At 70.5% G+C, this 19,099-nt stretch carries 18 protein-coding genes; 3 read left to right on the forward strand and 15 right to left on the reverse strand.

Features of this window, described 5'->3' with window-relative positions; translation table 11 throughout:
- Window positions 1–25: 25 nt before the first annotated feature.
- The 12 genes from AB0E78_RS00820 to AB0E78_RS00875 form a co-directional block, all read right to left on the reverse strand.
- Window positions 26–361: an RNA polymerase-binding protein RbpA gene (locus AB0E78_RS00820; protein WP_078077905.1), complete on the reverse strand. Its 336-nt coding sequence runs from the start codon at window positions 359–361 to the stop codon at window positions 26–28.
- Between the two features lie 192 nt (window positions 362–553).
- Complete coding sequence (secG, locus tag AB0E78_RS00825) at window positions 554–784, reverse strand: preprotein translocase subunit SecG (protein WP_135329442.1); 231 nt, start codon at window positions 782–784, stop codon at window positions 554–556.
- Between the two features lie 113 nt (window positions 785–897).
- Window positions 898–1,674, reverse strand: coding sequence for a triose-phosphate isomerase (gene tpiA / locus AB0E78_RS00830; protein ID WP_361826404.1), 777 nt, complete (start codon window positions 1,672–1,674; stop codon window positions 898–900).
- Window positions 1,675–1,680: 6 nt separating this feature from the next.
- On the reverse strand, window positions 1,681–2,892 hold the full coding sequence (locus AB0E78_RS00835; RefSeq protein ID WP_361826407.1) for a phosphoglycerate kinase: 1,212 nt from the start codon (window positions 2,890–2,892) through the stop codon (window positions 1,681–1,683).
- A gap of 108 nt (window positions 2,893–3,000) precedes the next feature.
- Window positions 3,001–4,011 carry a type I glyceraldehyde-3-phosphate dehydrogenase gene (gene gap / locus AB0E78_RS00840; protein WP_249590615.1) on the reverse strand — a complete coding sequence of 337 codons (1,011 nt, stop codon included), beginning with the start codon at window positions 4,009–4,011 and terminating at the stop codon, window positions 3,001–3,003.
- Between the two features lie 189 nt (window positions 4,012–4,200).
- Entirely contained in the window at window positions 4,201–7,173 is a 2,973-nt protein-coding gene (locus tag AB0E78_RS00845) for a M14 family zinc carboxypeptidase (RefSeq protein WP_361826410.1), read from the reverse strand.
- A gap of 172 nt (window positions 7,174–7,345) precedes the next feature.
- Complete coding sequence (whiA, locus tag AB0E78_RS00850) at window positions 7,346–8,335, reverse strand: DNA-binding protein WhiA (protein WP_190083252.1); 990 nt, start codon at window positions 8,333–8,335, stop codon at window positions 7,346–7,348.
- Entirely contained in the window at window positions 8,326–9,333 is a 1,008-nt protein-coding gene (gene yvcK / locus AB0E78_RS00855) for a uridine diphosphate-N-acetylglucosamine-binding protein YvcK (RefSeq protein WP_361826413.1), read from the reverse strand. The genes whiA and yvcK overlap by 10 nt, the downstream gene beginning before the upstream one ends.
- Window positions 9,330–10,265, reverse strand: a complete 936-nt coding sequence (rapZ, locus tag AB0E78_RS00860; RefSeq protein WP_361826416.1) for an RNase adapter RapZ — start codon at window positions 10,263–10,265, stop codon at window positions 9,330–9,332. The genes yvcK and rapZ overlap by 4 nt, the downstream gene beginning before the upstream one ends.
- Complete coding sequence (gene uvrC, locus AB0E78_RS00865) at window positions 10,262–12,310, reverse strand: excinuclease ABC subunit UvrC (RefSeq protein ID WP_361826419.1); 2,049 nt, start codon at window positions 12,308–12,310, stop codon at window positions 10,262–10,264. Before uvrC ends, rapZ begins: the two co-directional genes overlap by 4 nt.
- Before the next feature lie 117 nt (window positions 12,311–12,427).
- Entirely contained in the window at window positions 12,428–13,243 is an 816-nt protein-coding gene (locus AB0E78_RS00870) for a hypothetical protein (RefSeq protein ID WP_361828430.1), read from the reverse strand.
- A gap of 5 nt (window positions 13,244–13,248) precedes the next feature.
- A complete protein-coding gene (locus tag AB0E78_RS00875) occupies window positions 13,249–13,899 on the reverse strand; it encodes a papain-like cysteine protease family protein (protein ID WP_361826422.1) in 651 nt (216 codons plus the stop codon).
- 229 nt (window positions 13,900–14,128) lie between these two features.
- On the opposite strand from AB0E78_RS00875, the gene AB0E78_RS00880 reads away from it, so the two are divergent.
- Window positions 14,129–15,079: a hypothetical protein gene (locus AB0E78_RS00880; protein WP_361826425.1), complete on the forward strand. Its 951-nt coding sequence runs from the start codon at window positions 14,129–14,131 to the stop codon at window positions 15,077–15,079.
- A 19-nt stretch (window positions 15,080–15,098) separates the two neighbouring features.
- Here the strand turns inward: AB0E78_RS00880 and AB0E78_RS00885 are convergent, their stop codons facing one another.
- On the reverse strand, window positions 15,099–15,530 hold the full coding sequence (locus tag AB0E78_RS00885) for a Rieske (2Fe-2S) protein (RefSeq protein WP_361826428.1): 432 nt from the start codon (window positions 15,528–15,530) through the stop codon (window positions 15,099–15,101).
- Between the two features lie 221 nt (window positions 15,531–15,751).
- Here AB0E78_RS00885 and AB0E78_RS00890 point away from each other — a divergent pair, with 221 nt between their 5' ends.
- Window positions 15,752–16,681 carry a carbohydrate kinase gene (locus AB0E78_RS00890; protein WP_361826430.1) on the forward strand — a complete coding sequence of 310 codons (930 nt, stop codon included), beginning with the start codon at window positions 15,752–15,754 and terminating at the stop codon, window positions 16,679–16,681.
- A 37-nt stretch (window positions 16,682–16,718) separates the two neighbouring features.
- On the opposite strand, the gene AB0E78_RS00895 is transcribed toward AB0E78_RS00890, so the two are convergent.
- Window positions 16,719–17,573, reverse strand: a complete 855-nt coding sequence (locus AB0E78_RS00895; protein WP_361826433.1) for a helix-turn-helix transcriptional regulator — start codon at window positions 17,571–17,573, stop codon at window positions 16,719–16,721.
- A gap of 102 nt (window positions 17,574–17,675) precedes the next feature.
- On the opposite strand from AB0E78_RS00895, the gene AB0E78_RS00900 reads away from it, so the two are divergent.
- Window positions 17,676–18,248 (forward strand): YceI family protein, encoded by a 573-nt coding sequence (locus tag AB0E78_RS00900; RefSeq protein WP_361826436.1) that lies wholly within the window; start codon window positions 17,676–17,678, stop codon window positions 18,246–18,248.
- Here the strand turns inward: AB0E78_RS00900 and AB0E78_RS00905 are convergent.
- Window positions 18,245–19,090 carry a crotonase/enoyl-CoA hydratase family protein gene (locus AB0E78_RS00905; RefSeq protein ID WP_361826439.1) on the reverse strand — a complete coding sequence of 282 codons (846 nt, stop codon included), beginning with the start codon at window positions 19,088–19,090 and terminating at the stop codon, window positions 18,245–18,247. The two genes, AB0E78_RS00900 and AB0E78_RS00905, sit on opposite strands and share 4 nt — an antisense overlap.
- Window positions 19,091–19,099 lie beyond the last annotated feature (9 nt).

Below are 19,099 nucleotides of genomic sequence, written 5' to 3' on the forward strand. Positions count from 1 at the left end.
ACGGATGTCCGGCCCTTCGCACGCTCTAGATCTCGCCCCGCAGTTTGGCCAGCGCCTCCGCGAGAATCGCCTCGCCGTCCGCGTCGCTGCGCCGCTCCCGCACATACGCCAGGTGCGTCTTGTACGGCTCGGTGCGGGGCGGGTCCGGCGGGTTGTCCCGGTCCTGACCTGCGGGGAAGCCGCAGCGGGGGCAGTCCCATGTATCGGGGACCTGCGCGTCGCTGGCGAAGCTGGGCACCGTCTCGTGTCCGTTGGAGCACCAGAAGGAGATGCGCAGTCGCGGCGCGGACTCACCGCGCTCGGCCTCGCCCATCGGCCCCGCCCCGACCCGACTTCCTCGGATCGCGTTGCCACTTGCCACGGTCGTAACTCCCTGCGTGATGGTGCTGCTGCGGGCGCCTCAGTCTACGTAAGGCCCAACGCGCGTCCAGTGTTTGGAGTTACACCCCACCCAGAGACGCAAGCCCCATGATAATCCGCGCCGTGCGGCGCGCACCGTACATGGGGCTTTAAGCGAAGCTTTCGCAAGGTAGCAATCAAGCCGCTTTCGCGGTCAGTTGTTCACCTTCATCAACAGGCCGAGCACGACAATGCACGCGAACCAGAGAAGACCGACCACGACAGTGATGCGGTCGAGGTTGCGCTCGGCGACCGACGAGCCGCCGACGGAGGACTGCATGCCGCCACCGAACATGTCGGAGAGACCGCCGCCCTTGCCCTTGTGCATCAGCACCAGCAGCATCATCAGCAGGCTGAAGACGATCAGGGCGATCGAGAACCCCATAACCACGGCTGGACCAACTTCCTCGGAACTGGATAGACGACGGGGGCCGGTGCCTCGCTGAGCGAAGCCGCCCGGCCCCCGCAAGGGTACGACGTATCGGCGCTACCGCATACTCACTGGTCGCGGAACCGGACGATCTTGACGAACTCGTCGGAGTCGAGCGCCGCGCCGCCCACGAGGGCGCCGTCGACGTCGGGCTGCGCCATGATCGCGGCCACGTTGCCGGACTTCACGGAGCCGCCGTACTGGATGCGCACCTTGTCGGCGAGCTCCTGCGAGTACAGCTCGGCGAGGCGGCCGCGGATCGCGCCGCACACCTCCTGGGCGTCCTCGGGGGTCGCGACCTTGCCGGTGCCGATGGCCCACACCGGCTCGTAGGCGATGACGATGGTCTCGGCCTGCTCGGCGGGCAGGTCCTTCAGACCGCCGTCGAGCTGGGCGAGGGTGTACTGGATCTGCTGGCCGGCCTCACGGATGTCGAGGCCCTCGCCGATGCAGAGGATCGGGGTCAGGCCGTGCTTGTAGGCGGCCTTCACCTTGGCGTTGCAGATCTCGTCGGTCTCGTCGTGGTACTGACGGCGCTCGGAGTGGCCCACGGCCACGAACGTGCACTTCAGCTTGGAGAGCATCGGGCCCGAGATCTCGCCGGTGTAGGCGCCGGTGTCGTGCGCCGAGATGTCCTGGGCGCCGTACTTGATCTTGAGCTTGTCGCCGTCGACCAGGGTCTGCACCGAACGCAGGTCGGTGAAGGGGGGCAGGACGGCGACCTCGACGGCCTCGTAGTCCTTGTCGGCCAGGGCGAAGGCGAGCTTCTGGACGTGCGCGATGGCCTCGAGGTGGTTGAGGTTCATCTTCCAGTTGCCGGCCATCAGCGGGGTACGCGTAGTCATCAGGTGTCAGTTCTCCAGTGCGGCGAGGCCGGGGAGCGTCTTGCCCTCGAGGTATTCGAGGGAGGCGCCGCCGCCGGTGGAAATGTGGCCGAATGCGTTCTCGTCGAATCCCAGCGTGCGGACGGCCGCGGCGGAGTCGCCACCGCCGACGACCGTGAAGGCCGGGGAGTCGAGGAGGGCCTGGGCGATTGCCTTGGTGCCCTCGGCGTAGTCGGGGTGCTCGAAGACGCCCATCGGGCCGTTCCAGAAGACGGTGCCCGCGTCGGCGAGCTTCGAGGCGTAGAGCTTACGGGTCTCGGGTCCGATGTCGAGACCCTCCTGGTCGGCCGGGATGGCGTCCGCGGCGACCGTGGTGGGGTTGGCCGGGGCCTTGGTCTTCAGGTCCGGGAACTCGGTGGAGACCAGCACGTCGACGGGGAGGACCAGCTCGACGCCACTCTCCTGTGCGCGCTTGATGTACTCCTTGACGGTCGGGACCTGGTCCTCCTGGAGGAGGGAGATGCCGACCTCGTGACCCTGGGCCTTCAGGAAGGTGTAGGCCATGCCGCCGCCGATCAGGAGGCGGTCGGCCTTGCCGAGCAGCTGGTCGATGACGGCCAGCTTGTCGGAGACCTTGGCGCCGCCGAGCGCGACGACGTACGGACGCTTGACGTCCTCGGTCAGCTTCTTCAGGACGCCGACCTCGGTGGCGATGAGGAAGCCCGCGTAGTGCGGCAGGCGCGCGGGGAGGTCGAACACGGAGGCGTGCTTGCGGTGCACCGCACCGAAACCGTCGCCCACGTAGACATCCGCGAGGGCGGCGAGCTTGTCGGCGAACTCGCCGCGCTCGGTGTCGTCCTTGGACGTCTCTCCGGCGTTGAAGCGGAGGTTCTCGATGACGGCGACCTGGCCGGGCTCGAGACCGTCCACCGCGTCGTGCGCGGCGGGGCCGACGGTGTCCTGGGCGAACGCCACGGGCTTGCCGAGGAGTTCACCGAGGCGCTCGGCGGCGGGAAGCAGCGAGAACACCGGGTCCGGGGCGCCCTTGGGGCGGCCGAGGTGCGAGGCGACGATCACCTTGGCGCCGGCTTCGGCGAGCTTGGTGACGGTCGGCAGGACGGCGCGGATGCGGCCGTCGTCGGTGATGGTGCCGTCGGCGAGCGGCACATTGAGGTCGGCGCGGACGAAGACCCGCTTGCCTTCGACCCCTTCGGCGAGAAGTTCGTCGATCGTCTTCATAGCTGGGCTCCAGGACTCCTTTAGAGGGCTGACGTGCAACAAGGCCCGGACCACGCAGTATCGCGCGGTCCGGACCCTGTGCTCACATCGAGGTGCCTGCTCTGGTGATCAGAGCTGACCGCCGACGAAGACCGTGAGGTCGACGAGGCGGTTGGAGTAGCCCCACTCGTTGTCGTACCAGCCGAGGATCTTCACCGTCTTGCCCTCCTGGACCATGGTCAGGGAGGAGTCGAAGGTGCAGGAGGCCGGGTCGCTCACGATGTCGGACGAGACGATCGGGTCCTCGGTGTAGAAGAGGATGCCCTTGAGGTCGCCGTCGTCGGCGGCCTTCTTGAACGCGGCGTTGACCTCGTCCTTGGTGACGTCACGCTGCAGGTCGACGACGAGGTCGGTGGCGGAACCGGTCGGGACCGGGACGCGCATCGCGATGCCGTCGAGCTTGCCCTTGAGCTGCGGAAGGACCAGGGCGGTGGCCTTGGCGGCACCGGTCGTGGTCGGGATGATGTTCTCGGCGGCGGCGCGGGCGCGGCGCAGGTCCGAGTGCGGGAAGTCCAGGATGCGCTGGTCGTTGGTGTACGCGTGCACCGTCGTCATCAGGCCCTTGACGATGCCGAAGTTCTCGTCGAGAACCTTCGCCATCGGCGCCACACAGTTGGTGGTGCAGGACGCGTTCGAGATGACGTGGTGGTTGGCCGCGTCGTACTTGTCCTGGTTGACGCCCATCACGATGGTGATGTCCTCGTCCTTGGCCGGAGCCGAGATGAGGACCTTCTTGGCGCCACCGGCGATGTGCTTCTCGGCGTCGGCCTTCTTGGTGAAGATGCCGGTCGACTCGATCACGATGTCGACGCCCAGCTGACCCCAGGGGATGTCGGCGGGGTTGCGCTCGGACAGCACCTTGATGGTGTGGCCGTCGACCGTGATGGTGTCCTCGGTGTGCGACACCTCGGCCTTGAGGCGGCCCAGGATGGTGTCGTACTTCAGGAGGTGCGCCGTAGTCGCGGTGTCACCCAGGTCGTTGACAGCCACGATCTCGATGTCCGCACCCTGCTCAAGCAGCGCCCGGAAGTAGTTGCGCCCGATGCGGCCGAAGCCGTTGATGCCTACGCGGATCGTCACGAACCGATCTCCTCGTTGGTACGCCGGTTTCAGACGCCGGCGAGTTGTATGGGATGTCCCCGACCGATCCCGACCCTACCTCTCTGCGGGCCTTTGGGTGACATCGACAGGGGTCCCGGACGGCACGGTGGCCCGTACCCCCGAGTAGGGAGCACGAGCCACCGGGACCTTGGTCCTGATTACGCAGCGTCAGCGGCGCAGATGTGCAAGGGATGCGCCCATAAGAGCGGCCCGTTCGGCACTTCCGGGTACATGCTCGAACCCGAAGCCGAGCAGTACGCTGTCACGCGCTGTGACGGCCGCATAGGGCTTGTAGAGCTCCCCCGTACGGGCCCAGTCACCCGTGATGTTGGGGCTGCCGGGGGGCGCCGGAGCGACCGCCCAGGTGCCCAGCGAGGTCTCGAATCCCTCGGTCTGCGTGGCGTTGCCTCCTATCACGATCTGCGCATTGTCGGCAAACAGTCCGCGGCCCCCGCTGGAGGGGTCGGTGATGGAGCTGAGCGACACCTCGATCGTCTTGCCCGCGTAGGCGCTCAGATCGAAGGTGACGGGCTTCCAGCCGCCGGAGGACCCGGTGAAGCTGTTCCAGGTGCCGCTAGTGCCGGACGCCGTGCAGCCGGTCGCGGACTGCGTCAGGTAGTGGCGCAGGAACGGGTGGCCGTTGATGAAGAACCCGGCACCGCACTCGGCGGGCACGGCGCTGGACGAGTTCCCGTTGATGTCGGGGAGCGTGGTCCAGTCGTCGGCGCCCGTGGTGTGCGCCTCCAGGACGCCGTGGTCGTAGCCGGTCTCCAGGTTCCAGTTGAGCGCGAACCGCAGCTCCGGCTTCTGCGCGGCCGTGACCCCGGTCAGGTCGATCGTGCGGGTCAGCCTCTTCCAGTCCTGGTCGGCGTGGGTCGCCGAGGCCATGCCCTGGCCCTCGAAGGGGGCGTAGGGATTGCTGAGCCCGGGGTAGCTGCCTGCCGCCGCGCTCTTGAACTGCGGGAACTTGTCGGCGGGCAGGTTGTCGGACGTGACGGTGTAACGGCCCGCCTTGTCCAGGGGGTTGGCGTCGGCCGCCGCCAGCGGCGTGTTCACGCCGTTGAGCGCGCCGCTGCCGGCGAAGCTGGTGGCACCGGGCGCGGAGAGGCGCTCGTACGCACCGAGGTAGTACTGCGCGAAGTCGTCGGTGAGTGCCTCGCCGAGGTCGACGTTGCCGCCCGTGCGCTCGCCGGACTCGATGAGCTTGCCGCCCTCGTTGAGGTAGGCGCGCACGGCGAGCTGGGTGGCGGCGCCGGGTACCGGGTCACCGGTGTAGTGCACGACCGCGGAGAAGTGCGAGAGGACGCCGAGCGGGTGCGGGGCGCCCTGTTTGGCGACGTCCCAGACCGCGGCCGAACGGCCGTTGGCCTTCAGGGCGTCGACGTACTTCTGGGCCTGTGTCGCGGCGGCTCCCTCTTCGGCCACGACGAGGGTGTTCGCCTTGGGGCGTTCGGCGACGGTGTACGTGAAGTGCTCGCTCTCCGTGCGGCCCTTCTTGCCGCGGCCGGTGAACCACACCTCGACCTTGTCGCCCACGCGCGCGTCCTCGACCTCGGCGCGGTACTGGTCGAAGTGGATGTTGTCCTCACCGCCGTACGTCTCGCCGCCCTTCCAGGCCTTGAGGTCCTCATCGTGCGTACGGCCGCCGTTGATCCGGTAGTTGAGCTCCTTGTCGCGCACCGACTTGCGGGCGGTGACGGCGACTTCCTGGTCGGCCCCGCGTGCGTACGACTCCTTGAAGGCGTCCGGCGTGAAGTCGGGGGCCTCGATGCCGGTGACGGAGACCGGCTGGTCGGGGTGGGTGGCGGTCTCGGCGACGGCGAGCGCGAACGGGACGTTCTTCGCGAACTCCTGCTGGATCAGCTTCTCGTCGTCCGGGAAGGTGAAGACCGACGCGCAGTCCTCGGGCTTCCACGCGTCGTTCGGGTCGATGTTGGAGGCGGTCTGGCAGGTGGACATCTCCGGCGTGAACATCGAGAAGCCGTTGACGTTGCCCGCGTGGCCGTCGGCCTCGCCGTTGGTGGTGTAGAGCTCGGAGGAGACCTGCGGGTGGTAGCCGGGGACGGCGGGCTTCTCCGGGGTGCCGTTCAGCGCCTTGTAGAGGACGTCGTCCGGGGTCGGCGTGGCGACCTGCCAGCCCACTCCGTAGAGGAGCAGTTCGGCCGCGGAGTGGTAGTTGATCCCGTACGTGAAGCCGATGCGCTTCTGGAAGCGGTCGAGCGCCTTGGTCTCCGGCTCGGACATCGGGCCGGTGCCGCGGTAGGTCTCGGACGACTGTTCGGGGGACGAACCCTCGTTGTCGTAGCCCCACTTGTAGGCGAAGTTGCGGTTGAGGTCGACGCCGTCGCCCGCCGCGATCTTGCCGTCGCCGTCGATGTCACGGAGGTTCTTGCGCCACTGGCGGTCGCCGTCGGCGGCGTGTGTGAAGTCGTATCCGTCGGGGTTGGCGGAGAGCACGAACCACAGCTCGGTGGTGTTCACGAGTTTGGTGACGCGCTGATCCTTGCCGTAGTTGTCGAGGTAGTAGTGCATCAGGCGGCGGGTCATCTCGGGGGTGATCCACTCGCGCGCGTGCTGGTTGGACATGTAGAGCGTGGACGGCTTGGAGCCGTCCTTGGACTTCGCCGCGCCCTTGGAGAGCTTCAGGGCGAGGATGTCCTGGCCCTTGAGTGTCTTGCCGATGGAGACGACCTTGGTGAGGCCGGGGTTGGCCTGACCGGTCTTGACGATCTCCTCCTTGAGCCCGCCCGCGCCGCTGTACGGGCGGAACACGCCGTCCCCCGCGGCCTTGAGCTTCTGCTGCGTACTGGCCGGGATCTTCTGCTCGGTGAGCTTCACGCCCTCGTGCTCGACGCCCTTGGCCTGCGCCTCGGTCAGATAGACCTCGACGCGGCCGGTGCCACGCTCGGGGGCCTGCCCGGCGAGCTCACGGGCGTCCTGGCCCGCATCGACGAGGATCGGGATCTGCTTCTTGGTGACCTCGGCCTCGTAGACCTTGACCGCTGCCGGGTCGTCGGTGGCCGGGGCCTTCGCCCCGCTGTCGGCCTGGGCGTGCGGCACTGCGACAAGGCCGCCGACGAGCAGTGCGCCCGCGGCGACGGCGGATCTGAAACCGGCTCTGGATCTCGCTCTTCGTCTCATGAGCCCCCCTTGCGGATGTCCGGCACATTTGTGCGCGAACGCCAGGCTCGTGACACTTCATGATCATGTCAATATGGCGTGAAGGGCAAGGCGGAATGGGCAAGGCGGAATGGGACGGAAAAAGCCGCCGGGGCCTCGGCGGCCCCGGCGGCTTGCGTCACGTACGAGGCGGTCAGACCGCCATGTTGTCGGCGAGCTCCTCGCTCAGGTTGGACTCCGTGCCCGGAATCCCCAGGTCCTGCGCCCGCTTGTCCGCCATGGCGAGCAGCCGGCGGATACGGCCCGCGACCGCGTCCTTGGTCAGCGCCGGCTCGGCGAGCGCGCCCAGCTCCTCCAGGGAGGCCTGCTTGTGCTCCATGCGCAGCCGTCCGGCCGCCGCCAGGTGCTCGGGGACCTCGTCGGCGAGGATCTCCAGGGCGCGCTGCACACGGGCGCCCGCGGCGACCGCCGCGCGGGCCGAGCGGCGCAGGTTGGCGTCGTCGAAGTTGGCGAGGCGGTTGGCGGTGGCGCGCACCTCGCGGCGCATCCGCCGCTCTTCCCAGGCGAGCACCGACTCATGGGCCCCGAGCCGGGTGAGCAGGGCGCCGATCGCGTCACCGTCCCGGACGACCACGCGGTCCACGCCGCGCACCTCACGGGCCTTGGCCGCGATCTGGAGCCTGCGCGCGGCGCCGACCAGGGCGAGCGCGGCCTCCGGACCCGGGCAGGTGACCTCCAGGGAGGAGGAGCGCCCCGGCTCGGTCAGCGAGCCGTGCGCGAGGAAGGCCCCGCGCCACGCGGCCTCGGCGTCACAGGTGGCCCCCGAGACCACCTGTGGCGGCAGTCCTCTGATGGGGCGCCCCCGGCCGTCCACGAGGCCCGTCTGACGGGCCAGCTGATCGCCGCCCGCGACCACCCGTACGACATAGCGGGAGCCGCGTCGCAGCCCGCCGGGGGCCATCACGATCAGCTCCGAGCTGTGCCCGAAAATCTCAAGAATGTCCCGCTTCAGCCGCCGCGCGGCCATCGCCGTGTCCAGCTCCGCCTCGATCACGATGCGGCCACTCACCAGGTGAAGGCCGCCCGCGAACCGCAGGATGGCCGAGACCTCTGCCTTTCTGCAGCAGGTCCGGGTGACGGGAAGCCGGGAGATCTCGTCCTTCACCGCTGCCGTCATCGCCATGGGCCGATCCTTCCATGCATCCGAAAAATACGGTCGTACGCGGTGGCCAGGAGCTCCGGATCGTGCCTCGGAGTGCCATCGTGCCTGGCCACCGGCGCCAGCTCGACCGTGGCGCCGAGCCGTTTGGCGGCATCGGTGAGTGACTCACGGTCGGGCACGGCGGCGTCGTCGGCCAGCACCACGTCCAGGGCGAGTTTAGGGGCGTGTCGGGCCAAAACCTCCAAATGACGCTGCGGAGAGAACCCATCGGTTTCACCGGGTTGTGGCGCGAGGTTGAGCGACAGCACCCTGCGGGCCTTCGTCTCGATGAGCGCGTCGAGCAGTTCGGGGACCAGCAGATGGGGGATCACCGAGGAGAACCAGGAACCGGGGCCGAGCACCACCCAGTCCGCGTCGAGCACGGCGGCGACCGCTTCGGGGACGGCCGGCGGGTCGTGCGGGACCACGTGCACGGACTGCACCTCCCCCGGGGTGAGCGCCACCGTGGCCTGCCCGCGCACCGTGTCCACGTCGTCCGGTCGCTCCGGGTCGTGCCCCTTGACCAGGGCCTGCAGCTCCAGCGGCACCGCCGACATGGGCAGCACGCGGCCGTGTGCGCCCAGCAGCTTGCCCACCAGGTCCAGGGCCTGGACGTGATCGCCCAGCTGCTCCCACAGCGCCACGATCAGCAGATTGCCGACCGCGTGCTCGTGCAGGTCGCCCTTGGACTGGAAGCGGTGCTGGATGACGCGCGCCCAGGTCTGGCCCCAGTCGTCGTCCCCGCACAGGGCCGCGAGCGCCTTGCGCAGGTCACCGGGCGGCAGGACGCCCAGTTCGTCGCGCAGGCGCCCGCTGGAGCCGCCGTCGTCGGCGACGGTGACCACGGCGGTGAGGTCACCCGTGATGCGGCGCAGCCCGGCGAGCGAGGCGGACAGGCCCATCCCGCCGCCGAGCGCCACCACCTTGGGCTGGGTGCCCCGCTTGCGGCCCAGACGGTTCAGCCGCAGGGAGGACTTCACTCTCGCCCCATGTCCCGATGGACGAGGACGGTCTCGACGCCCTCGGAGACGAGGCGCGCTGCGAGCTTCTCCGACATGGCGACGGAGCGGTGCTTGCCGCCCGTGCAGCCGACCGCGATCGTCACGTAACGCTTTCCCTCGCGGCGGTATCCCGCGGCGATGAGCTGGAGGAGCTCGGCGTACCGGTCGAGGAACTCCTTGGCGCCCGGCTGGTTGAAGACGTAGCCGGAGACCTCTTCGTTGAGCCCCGTGAAGGGCCGCAGCTCCGGCACCCAGTGCGGATTGGGCAGGAAGCGGCAGTCCACGACGAGGTCGGCGTCGACCGGCAGGCCGTACTTGTAGCCGAACGACATGACCGTGGCCCGCAGCTCGGGCTCCTCGTCGCCCGCGAACTGGGCGTCCATCTTGGCGCGCAGCTCGTGCACGTTCAGGCTGGAGGTGTCGATCACCAGGTCGGCGTCGCCGCGCAGCTCGCGCAGGAGCTCGCGCTCGGCCGCGATGCCGTCGACGATGCGGCCGTCGCCCTGCAGCGGGTGCGGGCGGCGGACCGACTCGAAGCGGCGCACCAGGGCGTCGTCCGAGGACTCCAGGAAGACGATCCGCCGGGTGACGTGCTTGGCCTCCAGGTCCGCGAGGGACTGGCGCAGGTTGTCGAAGAAGCGGCGGCCTCGCACGTCGACGACGACCGCGATGCGGGCGACGTTCCCCTGCGAGCGGGCGCCGAGCTCCACCATGGTGGGGATCAGCGCGGGCGGCAGGTTGTCGACGACGAACCAGCCGAGGTCCTCGAGACACTTCGCCGCGGTGCTGCGGCCGGCTCCCGACATGCCGGAGATGATCACCAGTTCGGGGATCGCCACCTCGGCGGCCTCACCTGGCGTGATGGTCGTGCCCGTACTCACTTGCTCGCCGCCTTCGTCGTGCTCGGTCATGTCTCCTGCCCCCGTCGTTCCTCTGAGGTGCCCGCGGACACGGGCTCCTCGCCATCGCTCGGGGATCCCGCGTGCGCGGGCTCCTCGTCTTCAATGATCTCTCCGGTCGCCGTGTTCACGGCGGGCGCCGCGGGTGCCGCGGCGGCGAAGGCCACGACGATCGCCTCGGCGGTCTTGCGGCCTATGCCCGGAACCTCGCAGATCTGGTCGATTGTCGCGGATCGCAGCTTCTTCACCGAACCGAAGTGCTTGATCAGCGTCTGCTTGCGCGCGTCGCCCAGTCCGGGCACGGCGTCCAGCGGTCCGGCCCTGAACCGCTTGGCGCGCTTGGCCCGCTGGTAGGTGATCGCGAAGCGGTGCGCCTCGTCGCGTACCCGCTGGAGAAGGTACAGGCCTTCGCTGGTGCGGGGCAGGATCACCGGGTCGTCGTCGCCCGGCACCCAGACCTCTTCGAGGCGCTTGGCCAGGCCGCACACCGCGATGTCGTCGATGCCGAGCTCGTCAAGGGCCCGCTGGGCGGCCGCGACCTGCGGCTGGCCGCCGTCCACGACGACGAGCTGGGGCGGATAGGCGAAGCGCTTGGGACGCCCGTCCTCCTCGGTCAGGCCCTCCTGCTCGCCGTCGGGGTCCCACTCCCCCGTCTTCTCCTTGTCGGAGAGGTAGCGCTTGAAGCGGCGCGTGAGCACCTCGTGCATGGAGCGGACGTCGTCCTGGCCCTCGAAGCCCTTGATCTGAAAGCGCCTGTACTCGCTCTTGCGGGCGAGGCCGTCCTCGAAGACGACCATCGAGGCCACGACGTCGTCACCCTGGAGATGCGAGATGTCGTAACACTCGATGCGCAGCGGGGCGCTGTCCAGTTCGAGCGCCTCGGCGATCTCCTCCAGGGCGCGGGAGCGGGTGGTCAGGTCGGAGGCGCGCTTGGTCTTGTGCAGCACGAGCGACTGCTGCGCGTTGCGCGCCACGGTCTCCATGAGCGCCTTCTTGTCGCCGCGCTGCGGGATGCGCAGGGAGACGTTCGAACCGCGGCGCTCGGTGAGCCACTCCTGGACGGGCTCTATGGGGTCGGGCAGCGCGGGAACGAGGACTTCCTTCGGTACGGAGTCCCCGCTCTCCTCTCCGTAGAGCTGCTGGAGCGCGTGTTCGACGAGGTCGCCGCTGGAGACCGCCTCGACCTTGTCGGTGACCCAGCCGCGCTGACCGCGCACCCGGCCGCCGCGGACGTGGAAGATCTGGACCGCCGCCTCCAGCTCGTCCTCGGCGAGGGCGATGAGGTCGGCGTCCGTGGCGTCGGCGAGGACGACGGCGCTCTTCTCCATGGCCTTCTTGAGGGCCCCGATGTCGTCGCGGAGACGGGCCGCCTTCTCGTACTCCATGTCCTCGGCGGCGTCCGCCATCTGCCGCTCGATGCGGCGGATGTACGTCCCCGTGCGGCCCGTCATGAACTCGCAGAAGTCCTCGGCGAGTTCACGGTGCTCCTCCGGCGAGACACGCTCCACGCAGGGCGCCGCGCACTTGCCGATGTAGCCGAGGAGGCAGGGGCGGCCGGTGCGCTCGGCGTTCTTGAAGACGCCCGCCGAGCAGGTGCGGACGGGGAAGACGCGCAGGAGGAGGTCGACGGTGTCGCGGATCGCCCACGCGTGGCCGTAGGGCCCGAAGTAGCGGACGCCCTTCTTCTTGTGGCCGCGCATCACCTGGACGCGCGGGAACTCCTCGTTCATCGTCACCGCGAGGTACGGATAGCTCTTGTCGTCGCGGTACTTGACGTTGAACCGGGGGTCGAACTCCTTGATCCAGGAGTATTCGAGCTGCAGCGCCTCGACCTCGGTGGAGACCACGGTCCACTCGACGGAGGCGGCCGTGGTCACCATCGTGGCGGTGCGCGGGTGCAGGTTCGACAGGTCCTGGAAGTAACTGGCCAGGCGCTGGCGCAGGCTTTTCGCCTTGCCCACGTAGATCACCCGGCGGTGTTCGTCGCGGAACCGATAGACCCCCGGCGAGTCGGGGATCTGTCCCGGCTTGGGGCGGTAGCTGGAGGGGTCTGCCATGCTCCACACCCTACTGGCGGGGGCTGACAGTCAGGGGGCCAGCCACCACCTCCGGCCGGGGCCCGCCCGCCCGGGAGGGCAGGCGGGTGGGGCACCCCCGCCGGAGGAGCCTCGGAGTCAGCCGCGCTGCCGGGCGCGACGTCGCAGGACGGCAGCCCCGGAGAGACCGAGGGCGGCCAGGGCCCCGGCTCCGGCCACGGAGGAGGCCACCGTGACAGGGCCGTCAGACGAAGCCCCAGGCGAAGCCGAAGCCCCAGCAGCCCGCTCCTTCGGGCCGAAGCCCCCCGCCTTGCCCGACTTCGCGTACGCGGATCCCGGCAGCTTGTCGCCGTACGCCTTGTGGACGCGCTTCTGGTAGGCGGCGACCGAGACCCCGCCCGAGCCCACGGCACGCCTAGCGTCCGCGTCCAGCGGAAGCACCCGCCCGCCGCCCTGGACGTACCAGGCGTTGATCTGCGGCTCGTGGAAAACGGTGCCCCCGGGGAGCTTGTCGGCGCCCACGCGCGCGTAGCGCGTCTCGTCGTCCCCGGTAGCGATGTTCACGACCTGCCAGGAGCCGCCCTGCCGCACGGTCCACAGGGAGGCCTCCTGCCCGTCGGAGGAGACCGCCTTGCTGGCGAGGAACTCCACACGGGCGACCGGAGCACCCTTCTCACCGGCGACGAACTCCGGGGAGAGGTAGCGCACGGGCACGGCCTCGCCCCGTACGCGCGGGTCCGCGGCGGCCTTGCTGACGGCCCCCTCCCGCGCGAAGAACCGGGAGAGCGTGTCGAGGGTCTCGGGAGCGCTCGCGGCATCGTGGGCAGCCGCACGGGAGGCGGCCGACGGTCCGGAGTCGGCGGTGGCGTACGGCGCCGCGAGGCCAAGGAGCAGGGTGGCCGCCGAACCGGCGAGCGCCGCCCGCACCAGGTGGCGGGGAAGGTGACGGGTCATCGCGCTCACGCCCCGATCCGGTACAGCGAGTGGGTCCAGGAGAAGGTGTTGTTGTTGACGTACCAGCTGTGCGAGGCCCAGTTGTAGCGGTCGTTAGAGGGCCAGGGGTCGCCCCAGTAGACCCAGCTGCTCGCGTCGTCGTACCCGTAGAGGACGTGCATGTGGCCGCCGCCGTTCGACCACTGGATGCGGGTCTCGACCGGGCGGCCGGCGTTGATCTCGGCCTGCACGGTCGGGTAGCGCAGCCAGCCGCTGACGTACGAACCGGCGTTGATGCCCGCCCAGTCCAGGCCGTTCTGCACGTCGCCGAGCGTGGCCTGCGAGTTGGGGCACTCGGTGTTCTGGCTGCGCCCGAAGGCGGCGTTGCAGAACTGGTTCTGGCTGTACTTCCTGCCGTAGAAGGTGGCGATCGTGTTCCCGGCCGCGGCCCAGCACCAGTTGGTCTTCTGCTGGGCCTGCATCGTGATGTTCAGACGCTTGGCGGCGAGGAGGGAAGGGGCGTCCGTGCCGGGTACGGCGGCGGACGCGGACACGGACGGGGGGCTGTCGGGGGCGGCCGTGGCCGTGGCCGCCGGTGCGGCGACCAGGGCAGCCGCCACCACGGCAAGCGCGGACAAGCGTCTGCGTCCGCTGTATCTGCTGATTCGATGGCGCATCGCGATCCTCCCAAGCGGGGGGTGAGGGGGTGGAGGAGCGCGTCCGGACGCTGCGATTGAGCATCGAGTGTTGTCGGGTGCAGGTCAACAAGGTTCAATGCGGGATTAACTTGGGCCGTGAACGTCGGCGTACGTATGTGAACACCCCTCGTACGCCCACCTGGTGGCCCGCTCCGACCGGCGCGTACGCCCGGACGGCCGGTGTGAATGTTCACAGAAGGGCCTTGTGATGCGGCAGCACGGCACGCAGCTCGCGGACGGCACGCCTGCGGACCTGGAGGCCGCCCTGCGCACCGGCCCCTTCCACGTGGCACTGCGGGCCGCGATCGCCGCACGGCGCCTTCCCCTGCAACGCGTACGGCATCATCTGGCGCGCCAGGGCGTCAACGTCGGGGTGACGAGCCTGAGTTACTGGCAGCAGGGCGCCCGGCGCCCCCAGCGCACCGAGTCGCTCCGGGCCGTGCGCGCCCTGGAGGAGATCCTCGATCTCCCCGAGGAGTCACTGATCCGGCTGCTCGCCAAGCCCTCCGAGCACCCCGACTGCGAACGCCCCGCCGCCCGCTCCTACCGCTCCCTCCTCGACGCCTCCGACGTCGTCCAGGAGCTGATCGCCGAGCTCGGGTCGCCGCTCGACGGCGGCCTGCACACCATCGGCCACCACGAGCGGGTGCGGATCGGCGAGCGCCGTGAGCTGCTCGGCCGCGACTCGCAGCACGTCGTGCGCGCCCATCGGGACGCCGTGGACCGCTACCTCGCGATCTACCACGGCGACCCCGGCTGCGCACCCGAGCGTGTCGGCGTCCGCGCCCTGGAGAACTGCCGCACGGGACGTGTGCGGTGGCATCACGAGACGGGGGTGCTCGTCGCCGAGCTGCTCTTCGACGCGCGCCTGCGCGCGGGCGACACCCACCTGTTCCGCTACGGCTTCGAGGACGGCACCGCCGGGGCGGCCACCGAGTACTTCCGGGGCTTCACGTTCGCGGGCGGGCAGTACGCGCTCCAGGTGCGCTTCGACGAGGGCGCCCTGCCCGTACGCTGCCACCGCTTCACGCAGCATTCGGCCGCCGCGCCGCGCGGCGGGCGCCAGGAGCTGACGCTGAGCGGCAGCCACCGGTCGGTGCACCTCGTGGAGCCGCAGGTGCGGGCGGGGATCCTGGGGATCGCGTGGGACTGGGAGTGAGCCGCCCGCCGATCCCGGGCTAGGCCCCGGGGCCCGCGACGATCTTGCCGTCCTCGACCTTGACCGGCAGCTCCGCGAGCGGATTGACGGCCGGGTCGTGCAGCACCTTGCCGTTCGTGGCGTCGAACTGGCTTCCGTGGCAGGGGCAGATGAGCTTGTGCCCCTCGAGCTTGTTGATGCGGCACTTGGCGTGCGTGCAGATCGTGCTGAACGCCTTGTACTCGTCGTCCGAGATGCGGCTCACGACCACGTTCTCGTCGGCGTAGAGCTTCGAGGCGCCCACCTTCACCTCGTCGGACCCACCGAGGTCCACCGGGGCGGTCGGCGCCGAACGGTTGGAGCCGCCGTCGCCACCGCCGGACGAGCAGGCTGTGATCCCCAGCCCTGCGGCCGGGACAATGGCGGCGGCGCGCAGCACCGTGCGGCGAGCGGGGGGCGGCGTACCGGGCATGGAATCTCCACAGGTCAGGCGCTTCGGTGACGGATCAGACCATACCGGTGGGGTGCCGCCTGCCCGCGTTGGGCGCGGCCGTGCCCGAGTGCCGCCCGTGTCGGGCCGGGCGCGCCGGGAAGCTCTAGCCTGTGGCGGAAGCCGGGGAGCACGACCGCTGAGCCAGGCCCCGCAGAGCCACGACCGCTGAGCCACGACCTCAGAGCCGAGAGGAACCACCCGTGATCGTCGTCGCCGGAGAGGCCCTGATCGACCTCGTCCCGCAGGAGCCCGCCGGTGCCCCGGGCAGTGGTGATGCCGGGCTGCCCGCGCTCGCTCCGCGGCTCGGCGGCGGTCCGTACAACACCGCGGTGGCCCTCGGCCGGCTCGGCTCCCCCGTCGCCTTCTGCTCGCGGATCTCGGCGGACGCGTTCGGCGACGCGCTGCTCGCCGGGCTGCGGGCCGCGGGTGTCGACGTGTCGTACGTCCAGCGGGGCGCCGAGCCGACGACGCTCGCGGTCGCCTCGATCGGAGCAGACGGCTCCGCCGGTTACTCCTTCTACGTGGAGGGCACGGCGGACCGGCTCTTCGCGGCCCCGGAGCGACTGCCCGACGACGTACGCGCGGTGTCGTTCGGCACCTGCTCGCTCGTCCTCGAACCGGGCGCGAGCGCATACGAACAGCTGATGCGCCGGGAGGCGGCGCGGGGCGTCTTCACGGCGCTCGACCCCAACATCCGGGCGGGTCTGATCCCGGACGCGAACGCCTACCGGGCCCGGTTCAAGAGCTGGCTGCCGTCGGTCGCCCTGCTCAAACTGTCGGAGGAGGACGCGAGTTGGATCGGCGGAACGCCGCGCGAGTGGCTCGCGTCCGGCCCGGGCGCCGTGGTGATCACCCGGGGCGGCAAGGGGCTCACCGTCTTCACGCGGGACGGCGGTGAGTGGTCGGTGCCGGGCGAGCCGGTCGACGTGGTGGACACCATCGGCGCGGGCGACACGGTCAACGCGGCCCTGCTGCACGGGCTTTCCGCCCGGGACGCGCTGTCCGTGGAGTCACTGTCCGGCCTCGGCGCGGACAGCTGGGGCGAGGTCCTGCGCTTCGCGGCACGCGCGGCGGCCGTCACCGTGTCGCGCGCGGGCGCCGAGCCGCCGTACGCGAAGGAGCTGGGGTAGGGCTCAAGGCCCACCCGAGGGCAGCGACGCGGGCCCGTCAGCCCGTCACCGCGCGGAGGCCGCCCGGCTTGCGGCCGTTGAGGCGGTCGAGCGCGGCCGACGAGGCTTCGTCGGCCGGCAGGTGGACGACCAGGCGCTGGCCGTCGGCGTCGGGCAGGGCCAGCGTCTCGTACGAGAGGCGCAGCGCGCCGGCCTCCGGGTGCGTCAGGGATTCGACGCCGCTGTGCCGGGGCAGCCGCGGCACGGCCGTCATCCGGTCGGCGAACGGCGCACCGGCTATGACGGTCAGCTCGTCGGCGAATCCCTCGGCGTGGGGGTCGGTGAGCATGGATCCGGCCCGCAGCGAGGCGACCTGCTCGTCGGCGATCCGCTCCCACTCGGGGTAGGCGGCGCGGGCCCGCTCGTCGGTGAACAGGTACCGGATGAGATTGGGCCGCTCTCCGTCGAGGAGCCCGATGGGCCCCACGATCCGCTCGTAGCCCGAGGTGTACGCGAGGACGTCGCCGAGCCGGTTGAACAGGACGGCGGGGGTGGGCTCCATGCGGTCGATGAGCGCCCGCACGGTGGGGCGCACCGTCCGGGAGGGCTCGCTCGCCGTCGGGCAGCAGGGGTCGCCGCTCGTCTCCTTCTCCAGCCGGCGCAGGTGGAAGCGTTCCGCCACGGACAGCCGCAGGGCGTCCGCGAGCGCGCCCATCACCTGCGGGGAGGGGTGGCGGTCCCGGCCCTGTTCGAGGCGGGCGAGGTACTCGACGCTGACGCCGGCGAGCGTGGCGACCTCGGACCGGCGCAGGCCCGGCGTGCGGCGCCGGGGGCCGGTGGGGAGCCCGACTTCGGCGGGCGTGACCGCTTCACGGCAGGTGCGCAGGAAGGTGCCCAGCTCATTCTCGCTCACCGGCCGAACGTACCAGCGGTCCCGGGGCCGGATCGTGGCCCTGTCACTACCAGTCTCGGCCCGGCCTTCCTCGGCCGGGGGCGGCCTCGCATGGTGGAGGGCATGACTTCTGACACGAGCACCGCAGCGACGACCGCGCTCCCCCTCCCCGCCGGAAGCTGGGAAATGGACCCGTTCCACTCCGCCGTCAACTTCACCATCCGCCACCTGGGGATCTCGAAGGTGCGGGGACGGTTCACGGAGGTGAGTGCCGGACTGGTCGTGGGCGAGAGCGCCGAGACCTCGTCGGTGACGGCGACCGTCGCACTGGCGTCCGTCGACACCGGCAACAAGGACCGCGACGCCCATGTCCGCGCGCCGGACCTCCTGGACGTGGAGCGCCGCCCCACCATGACGTTCCGGTCGACGCGGGTCCTCGGCAAGGAGGACGAGTGGACCCTGGAGGGCGAACTGACCATCGGTGACGTGACGAAACCCCTCACCCTCGCCGTGGAGTTCGGCGGACTGCAGGCTTTCCCCGGCGACGCCCGGCGCCGTGCGGGGTTCGAGGCGACCGGGGAGATCAGCCGCGGTGACTACGGGCTCGACTTCGGTGCCGGGCTGCTCGGTGACGTGGTGAAGATCCAGCTGGACATGCAGTTCCTGGAGCCGGAGGCCGCGCCCGCCGCGGGCTAGCCGACGGCCGGCCCCGCGTCTCCCCCGCCACCGCCCTCACCCGCGCCCGCGCCCTCGCCCGCGCCCTCGCCCGCGCCCGCGCCCTCGGCGAAGGCCCCGTGCCGCCCCGCCCCCGCGGTGAATCTGGCCGCGCCGTCCGCCGCCTCGGTCAGGGACCGCAGGCCGTGGCGGAGTTCGCCCGCCATCGCCTCCTCCTCGGTCAGGCCGCCCTGCTCCTGGACGGAAAGGCGGTCGTTGCGGAGGCAGGTCTGCGGGAACGCGGCGATCTCCGCGGCCAGACGCTCGGCCGCGGGCCGGGAGGTGCCCGACGGTACGGTCCGGTTGACCAGGCCCATCGCGAGCGCCTCCGCCGCGGGGACGGGGCGGCCGGTGAGCACCAGGTCCATGGCCCGGCTCTCACCGATGAGCCGGGGCAGCCGTACGGTCCCGCCGTCGATGAGCGGGACGCCCCAGCGGCGGCAGAACACTCCGAGTACGGCGTCTTCCTCGGCGACCCGCAGATCGCACCAGAGCGCGAGCTCCAGGCCTCCGGCGACCGCGTGTCCGGAGATCGCCGCGATGACGGGCTTGGAGAGCCGCATGCGCGTCGGGCCCATGGGCCCGTCGCCCTTCTCGGTCGCCTCGTTCCCGGTGGGCGTCCCGATGGACTTGAGATCAGCTCCGGCACAGAACGTGCCGCCCTCGCCCCACAGCACGGCGACGTACGCGTCGGGGTCCGCGTCGAAGGCGCGGAACGCGTCGGCGAGGGCACGGGCCGTGGGCCCGTTGACGGCGTTGCGCACGTCGGGGCGGGACAACACGATCGTGGTGACGGGACCTTCACGTTCACTGCGTACGGCCATATGGCCAAG

The sequence above is a fragment of the Streptomyces sp. NPDC032198 genome (genome assembly GCF_040636975.1).
Classification (GTDB): Bacteria; Actinomycetota; Actinomycetes; order Streptomycetales; family Streptomycetaceae; genus Streptomyces.

Excerpts from the sequence above, each read along its gene's own strand:
- whiA (WP_190083252.1), bottom strand. The coding sequence starts at position 8,335 with ATGGCGATGACGGCAGCGGTGAAGGACGAGATCTCCCGGCTTCCCGTC.
- AB0E78_RS00900 (WP_361826436.1), top strand. The coding sequence starts at position 17,676 with ATGACTTCTGACACGAGCACCGCAGCGACGACCGCGCTCCCCCTCCCC.
- rapZ (WP_361826416.1), bottom strand. The coding sequence starts at position 10,265 with ATGACCGAGCACGACGAAGGCGGCGAGCAAGTGAGTACGGGCACGACC.
- tpiA (WP_361826404.1), bottom strand. The coding sequence starts at position 1,674 with ATGACTACGCGTACCCCGCTGATGGCCGGCAACTGGAAGATGAACCTC.
- AB0E78_RS00875 (WP_361826422.1), bottom strand. The coding sequence starts at position 13,899 with ATGCGCCATCGAATCAGCAGATACAGCGGACGCAGACGCTTGTCCGCG.
- secG (WP_135329442.1), bottom strand. The coding sequence starts at position 784 with ATGGGGTTCTCGATCGCCCTGATCGTCTTCAGCCTGCTGATGATGCTG.
- AB0E78_RS00835 (WP_361826407.1), bottom strand. The coding sequence starts at position 2,892 with ATGAAGACGATCGACGAACTTCTCGCCGAAGGGGTCGAAGGCAAGCGG.
- uvrC (WP_361826419.1), bottom strand. The coding sequence starts at position 12,310 with ATGGCAGACCCCTCCAGCTACCGCCCCAAGCCGGGACAGATCCCCGAC.
- AB0E78_RS00845 (WP_361826410.1), bottom strand. The coding sequence starts at position 7,173 with ATGAGACGAAGAGCGAGATCCAGAGCCGGTTTCAGATCCGCCGTCGCC.
- AB0E78_RS00870 (WP_361828430.1), bottom strand. The coding sequence starts at position 13,243 with ATGACCCGTCACCTTCCCCGCCACCTGGTGCGGGCGGCGCTCGCCGGT.
- AB0E78_RS00880 (WP_361826425.1), top strand. The coding sequence starts at position 14,129 with ATGCGGCAGCACGGCACGCAGCTCGCGGACGGCACGCCTGCGGACCTG.
- AB0E78_RS00885 (WP_361826428.1), bottom strand. The coding sequence starts at position 15,530 with ATGCCCGGTACGCCGCCCCCCGCTCGCCGCACGGTGCTGCGCGCCGCC.
- AB0E78_RS00905 (WP_361826439.1), bottom strand. The coding sequence starts at position 19,090 with ATGGCCGTACGCAGTGAACGTGAAGGTCCCGTCACCACGATCGTGTTG.